This window comes from Bartonella sp. AU15XJBT (assembly GCF_028618615.1).
In the GTDB taxonomy this organism is placed as follows: Bacteria; Pseudomonadota; Alphaproteobacteria; order Rhizobiales; family Rhizobiaceae; genus Bartonella.
This window is the reverse complement of record NZ_JAQITG010000047.1, coordinates 1-6,580: the sequence shown is the minus strand read 5'-3', so window position 1 is coordinate 6,580 and position 6,580 is coordinate 1. Positions and strand designations below refer to the sequence as shown.

At 39.1% G+C, this 6,580-nt stretch carries 8 protein-coding genes; 2 read left to right on the top strand and 6 right to left on the bottom strand.

From position 1 onward, the window contains the following. Window positions 1-551: 551 nt before the first annotated feature. Together PVV57_RS09465 and PVV57_RS09460 are read left to right on the top strand one after the other, a co-directional pair. A complete protein-coding gene (locus PVV57_RS09465; protein WP_273719233.1) occupies window positions 552-863 on the top strand; it encodes a hypothetical protein in 312 nt (103 codons plus the stop codon). 132 nt (window positions 864-995) lie between these two features. Further along, window positions 996-1,319, top strand: coding sequence for a hypothetical protein (locus PVV57_RS09460; RefSeq protein WP_273783965.1), 324 nt, complete (start codon window positions 996-998; stop codon window positions 1,317-1,319). A 980-nt stretch (window positions 1,320-2,299) separates the two neighbouring features. Here PVV57_RS09460 and PVV57_RS09455 read toward each other — a convergent pair. From PVV57_RS09455 to PVV57_RS09430, 6 genes are all read right to left on the bottom strand, one after another. Beyond that, on the bottom strand, window positions 2,300-3,457 hold the full coding sequence (locus PVV57_RS09455; RefSeq protein WP_273783964.1) for a DUF6990 domain-containing protein: 1,158 nt from the start codon (window positions 3,455-3,457) through the stop codon (window positions 2,300-2,302). Between the two features lie 12 nt (window positions 3,458-3,469). Beyond that, entirely contained in the window at window positions 3,470-3,844 is a 375-nt protein-coding gene (locus PVV57_RS09450) for a hypothetical protein (protein WP_273783963.1), read from the bottom strand. A gap of 542 nt (window positions 3,845-4,386) precedes the next feature. Then, complete coding sequence (locus PVV57_RS09445) at window positions 4,387-4,575, bottom strand: hypothetical protein (RefSeq protein WP_273719237.1); 189 nt, start codon at window positions 4,573-4,575, stop codon at window positions 4,387-4,389. 186 nt (window positions 4,576-4,761) lie between these two features. Then, on the bottom strand, window positions 4,762-5,136 hold the full coding sequence (locus PVV57_RS09440; protein ID WP_273783962.1) for a hypothetical protein: 375 nt from the start codon (window positions 5,134-5,136) through the stop codon (window positions 4,762-4,764). 276 nt (window positions 5,137-5,412) lie between these two features. Further along, window positions 5,413-5,973: a hypothetical protein gene (locus PVV57_RS09435; RefSeq protein ID WP_273719238.1), complete on the bottom strand. Its 561-nt coding sequence runs from the start codon at window positions 5,971-5,973 to the stop codon at window positions 5,413-5,415. Window positions 5,974-6,253: 280 nt separating this feature from the next. Then, window positions 6,254-6,580 (bottom strand): hypothetical protein (locus tag PVV57_RS09430; protein ID WP_273783961.1); only part of this gene is annotated, 327 nt, incomplete at its 5' end.

Sequence of the window (6,580 nt, the reverse complement as noted above, 5' to 3'; positions counted from 1 at the left end):
GAGGGTGCACTCTAGCCTTCAAAAGAGCGCACCCTTCCCCTCAAGGGATACATGCCTAACCCTCTCATGGCACGTATCCAATCTCATAGAGGGTGCACTCTAGCCTTCAAAAGAGCGCACCCTTCCCCTCAAGGGATACATGCCTAACCCTCTCATGGCACGTATCCAATCTCATAGAGGGTGCACTCTAGCCTTCAAAAGAGCGCACCCTTCCCTTCACGGGGTTGACACAACTTTCACCACATCTCATTTTAATGAACCCTCATTTTTATAAATCTTTAGTCAATGGCACAAAAAGAATTTTGTTAGCAGTTCTTTTGTCACCCATCTTACGGGATTCCACTTCCGGACAGAGCTTTCAAGCTTTTTTAAAATATCCAAAAATGGAATCAGAAAGAATTGATTTAGGCAATTAAGAGTAAATTTTGTCAAAATATAGACAAAGTTTATTCTTTTTTATGACTGTTGTATTTTTACTATAGTCATTTAAAGTGAATCTATATATGATCCGTATCGATATTTATTTATAGAAATAAATATAGGAGAAAACTATGAATATCAGATATTTTTTCGTAGCAGGGGCAATCACAAATGGTTTAGCTCTTGCGATTCAAAAGTCTGATCGTATAGTCAATAAACAGCCCTCTCCTATTGTTGCTCCTTATACTGGTGAGAAAACGCATTTACAGTTTTTAAACCCCGTAGGGAGCCCTTCGGATACATTGAATATACTGAGAATAAATAACAGACAAGAATCAATAAACAATATATATGAAAAAGCAAAAAGTTTATTGAATGCAATAGTTAGTTTTTTAGGATTGATTATTGTATATTTTATAAAAATAATTGCTGTTAAAATATAAAATACAAACAGCGCTTAAAATAAAATTATATACATTTTGTATACATTGAAAATTAAACAAAAAGGCCCTTTTAAAAGAGGACCTTTGTTTATCGATATTTATTTATAGAAGTAAATATAGGAGAAAAAAACTATGAATATCAGATATTTTTTTATAGCGGGGGCGATTACAAGTGGTTTAGCTCTTGCGATTCAAAAGTCTGATCGTATAGTCAATAAACAGCCCTCTCCTATTGTTGCTCCTTATACTGGTGAGAAAACGCATTTACAGTTTTTTAAACCCGTAGGGAGCCCATCGGATACATTGAATATACTGAAAATAAATAATAGAACTGCATCAGAACAAGCATTAATAGATAATATATATGGAAAAGGAATAAATTTATTAAATGCCTTCGCTAGCTTTTTAAGCTCCCTTATTATATATTTCATACAGCTGATTTTTACTAAAGCATAAGACACTAAAAGTTCTTAGAGTAAAATTGTATACATTTTGTATACAGAGCAAAATTAAATAAAAAGGCCCTTTTAAAACGGGGCCTTTGTTTTTATTGATCCAATGTTACTCTCCTAAAAGACAACATTTTTTACTTTCCCACATTTCAAAAGACAAAAACTTTAGATCCCAGGCTCTCCCCTCACACCTCTTTCATTAATGATGGCCACAATCTCAGTTCTTCCAGTAAATTCCTCTGTTTTCAAGAAAATAGCCTTAGTACCCTCCACACCATAGGATTCATGTCCAAGCCTCGATGAACAAGGCACTTACACGAAAACACCACAAGTTTTCATACCAATATCCACACCTGAAAGGAGTATCGCCACGCCGTCAAAGAACGTTTTTATCACGCTCTCTCCCCTATAAAGAACGAAATTTCTCAATCTATATCAATTGGCTATATCAATTGGTAGAAAATCCAGTTTTTCTTGAATCGTTTTCGCCTCTTGCATACTTCACCCCCCACGCCGGAAACAACAGTGTTTTCATAAGCTCTATGGGAAAATCTTGCCCTCAAATATTCATCATACACTTTTACAAAAAACAACAGAATGTGTAAAAGATCATCCCACTGAAAACCATAGCATTTTACGCAGTCAATCATGATGTATTCTACTTTATTCAGCAGAATATTTTCTTATCTCTAGCGTGCTTTTTTTCACATAATGAAAGCATAAAGCGCGTCTTCTAAAAAAAAGAAATAGACTTCAAAAAAACAAGAAAAGGACAAATTTTCCATCATTTGTCCGCCCCTATTTTTAAGAATCAAATTATTTTCAGATTATTTTTTTAAAACATGATGTACTTCTTGATTCTTTCGAGCCCTTTTATTTTGCTTTGGTATCAAAGCATCTCAATGGTGGCGCTTCCCCCTTTCAACAAGAATGCTTTTCTTCAAATCAGGGGGGACTTCAACAAGTGCATAAACTAATCAATTTTTATATATCCATAAATGCAGGTTCACCATCTTTGATATAAGTAATATCCGGGGAATATTTTACGCCCCCTTTTTCAAAGACACATGGTTTATCACTCACAGTGTATCCTTGTTCCCTTAAATCTTGTTTTTTCTCCTCGACTAAATTTTTATGCAAAGTGCGTTTTTTATTGCACAAATTAGGGTCTCTCACTCTAAAAATCTGATAGCCCTCCACGTCTATAGAGAACATCAGAGCAACCTGTTCCAGCAGACCGTAACTGAATTTTCCAGCCTTTTTCACCTCTTGCGCCATTACCATCGCGCGTTCCAGATGAACTTTTTCAATGGTTTCATCAAAGCCAAGTGTCTCGCCTGCCGCAAAACGTTCGTCATAAGAACCTAAAGTCTCCACATCCCCCAGCAAGGCAAGAGCACCAAGATGCAGCAAAGCATAAGGAGCCAACTCTGCTTCAGCCGTTGACCATGTTAAAGAGTCTTTTTCCCAAGGTGGAATACGATATTGAGAGCAAAGCATTTCATGCAAACAATCATCTTCCATTGTCCATTTTAAAGTTTTATCAAGGGCTTTTTTAAAACGTGCAACGCTTACTTTTTCTTCAAAAATTTCCAATCCATTGGGCACAAAATTGATAAACATCGTTGGCAAAACCCCCGAATTATGAGGATTAATGGTCTGACAAGCGGCCGCAAAAATACCACTCATAATGAGAAGCCCGCGATCAAAGGGTGAAAAGTCTTCCACTTGTTCTTCGTTATAGAGAAACTGCACTTCACGATCAGGTAAAAAGAGCGTTGCCAAATAATCTCCTTTTCCCTCAATGTCCACGGACCACCCCAAGCTTTTTAAAAGTGCTGTTGCACTTTCTATCGTGAGAATTTCATGATCATCATAATCGACAAAGGGTTCTTTTTCCTTTTCCTTTAGTTTCAAACGCCTCTCCTGCAGCACGCCTTCATCTTTCCAAAACTGCTGAAGCGCGAGATCATTTTCTTTAAGCACTTCTTCCAACGCGCCTTTCACTTGGACATTCATTTTCATCCGTTTAAAGACAGAGATATAAAGAGCCAAAACAAGCATGATAATAATTATGAAAACAGCAATAACCACCCAGAATGCGGGATCTAAGACATGTACGACGATAGGATCAATGTTCATTTTTTCCCCTCATTATTTACAAAGCCCGTGCGACAGAGAACTTATTTGCTCTCGCTCAGAGAGCGCTTGGTCTAGTTTTTGAATATTTTCCTGCAATTCACACGTCACTTTTTTACGAAGCCGTAACATCACCGGAATCAATAAAAGGGCACAACCGATTATGAAGTCCGTTGTTTTCAGGATAACGGCATGCACAACATGTTGCCACCCTATCAGCTGCCAATTTAAGACCTCTGGTAATTTTAGCATCATTATCCAGATGATAATAATAACCGCAATAGCGAAGATAATTTTATAATCCTTTGCTGAAAGCAACGCTTGCTGAAACGAAAAAGAATGCGCTCTTTTATGCGCTTCTTGCTCTGATACCCAATTTTGCTCCTGCATTTTTCCCTCTCACTCTTTGAAAAAACCCATACGGTAGAGAGCTTATTTGCTCTCGCACAAAGATTGTTTTTTTCTCGTTTCTGGATCTTTTTTTTCAATTTACGCATGATGATGCATGCAAAACCCCAATATCACTGGAATCCGGAATTAAGAAAAGTGCACAAGCCGTTATGACTTGTGTCATGATAAAAATTATAAAGAAATCATAATATTCGTGGCGCCTTAGCCCCTTAACCACCCTCTCCACTCAAACGATGAAGGAAATCCCAATTTCTCACTCTAGGCTTTAGAACCTCATACCTCTCAGCCCACATTGCCTTTAATCACCGCATTTCCTTTAAACAATGACAGTCAACAATTCAAGCTTTTTCTGCCCCAAAAGTCCACCCTCAACTCTGCTCAGCAAGGTTTTAGGACAAAACCCCAAAGAACATCAAAACATCTTAAGAGAAAAAATGTGATAAGGAAATCCCAATTTCTCACTCTAGGCTTTAGAACCTCATACCTCTCAGCCCACATTGCCTTTAATCACCGTATTGCCTTTAAACAATGACAGTCAACAATTCAAGCTTTTTCTGCCCCAAAAGTCCACCCTCAACTCTGCTCAGCAAGGTTTTAGGACAAAACCATAAAGAACCCCAAAACATCTTAAGAAGCAAAATATGATAGAGAGCAATAACCATCAATCTCGAATTTCTCATCATTTCTTCAACCATTTTTTGCCCGCTCATGATTCCTCAAACGCTATCTCCTGTTCTTTCACACGCTTTTCAGTTGTTGTTTTAAACAGTAATATTTTCTCGCCTGCTTAAAGACACCATAATAAAGTTCCAAAATCGTTATGGGAAAACACGCAGTCCAAAGTGTCACGAGCAGAAGCACGAGACCAAATACCATGACAAGAATATCATCTATTTTTACCTATCACCCTTTTTATACCGATGCTTTTGGTGACGGGTTATTTCCCCCCGTTGCCGGTGTATTTCTTTCAATTTTCGAGTATTTTTTTTCAACAAACGCCACAATATTATGCAGACGATCAACATAATTGGAATCAAGGCAACAACACACGCGACACTCACTTCCCAAAGTAGGCAGAAAGAGTGAAAAAGGGGTGTATCCTGCCACCCTGTCAATTTTTCTTGTTCCAAAGCTGGAAAAAAGAAAATCCTGTTCCCCAGCTCAATGATGAGTGAGAGGAAACAAAGAACAATACATTCTTGCTCAAAAAAAAACTCTTGCTCAAAAAAATCGTGCAGTCCGTTATAAAATTTTGAAATTTTCCCCTTCATTTGCACTTCCCTTTTTAGACAAACATATTTCTTTTCTCACACCCACTCTTTTAAGCACGACGAAAAGTGCGATATATGCCATTCCCTTGTTTTCTGGTAAATCCCCCAGATTAAAAAAACGCTCTTACTTTCCAAATGATAAGAGCCTCATCATCATCACCAACGACAATGGGCTTCTTTCCCCTCAGACTTCTTGCCCCTCTTTGCCTGATGATTCTTCTCCCCCCTCTTCTTGTGTCACGAGAATGCGTAAACCTTGCATCTTCTCCCTCACGATCACTGCGCAAGCGCTCTGTTAGGCTCTTCTTTCACGCGTTTCAATTCCTTTTTGACGCGACAATACATTCTCACGCGCTTGAAGACAAAATAATAAAATTCCAGAATAAGCATGACAATCCCCGCTGTAAAAAACATTTCAAACAAAACGATAAAGCAAAGGAATACGATAAAAACACGGTTTATTTTTTCTTTATCGTTTTTTGAGGGATTATTTTGTCGCCCCCCCATTAAGACCCATTCCCGAAGAACCTCATCCAACTGCTGAATCTTTTTTTTCAACAAATGCATTAAGATGAAATAAAGCACCAAGAGAACAGGCATCAAAGCAAACACACACACCATGATGACTTCACGCAGCACAAAGAGTGCCAAAAGCGTGCTATCTTGGTCGACAGTCAATTTCCATTTAAATTCTAAGGGCATCAAAAGAGCGCTATGACCTATCCCAATCAGGATAGAAATAAGGCAAATGATGCTGTGCTCTTTATAAGAAAGAAAGGTCTCTTCAAGAACAAAAGAACGCAGCCTTTGCCCCCCCGTTGAATTTTCCCCCTTCATTTGCTCTTCCTTTTTTACGCAATGAGTTATTCTTTTTCTTTCTTGCACAAATAATCTCTCAAGTAAAATCCATTGTCGTCAAACAGAATGCTTCACAAGATACGTGTATTGCAAAGTTCTTATATTCCTTATGGTGCCAATCTTTCAATACCGCCCCTTTACGGGCTTGTTTTAAAGAAACCATCTTCTCAACACTCCCACACCAAGGCCCACCACAGCCATTTCATGATGGTGCCCCTAAATACTCCTATCCATAAAGGATATAACAGTAACACTCTGATCAATATATAAAAACCATCACCCCCATCGCTTTAAAAGGATCATCTAGCGCCATCATAACACCTCCACCTAACCCCACCGCCACAAACAACCACCCAGCCTCAACAAACAACACCCTCGCCCCCACAAACACCCCCCCCAGCCGCAACAAACAGCCACCTCGCCTCCACAAACAACACCCCAGCCTCCACAAACAGCCACCCCAGCCGCCACAAACAGCCACCTCGCCTCCACAAACAACACCCCCACCTCCACAAACAACCACCTCGCCCCCACGGACACCCCCCCAGCCGCCACAAACAACCACCCCCAGCCGCCACAAACAGCC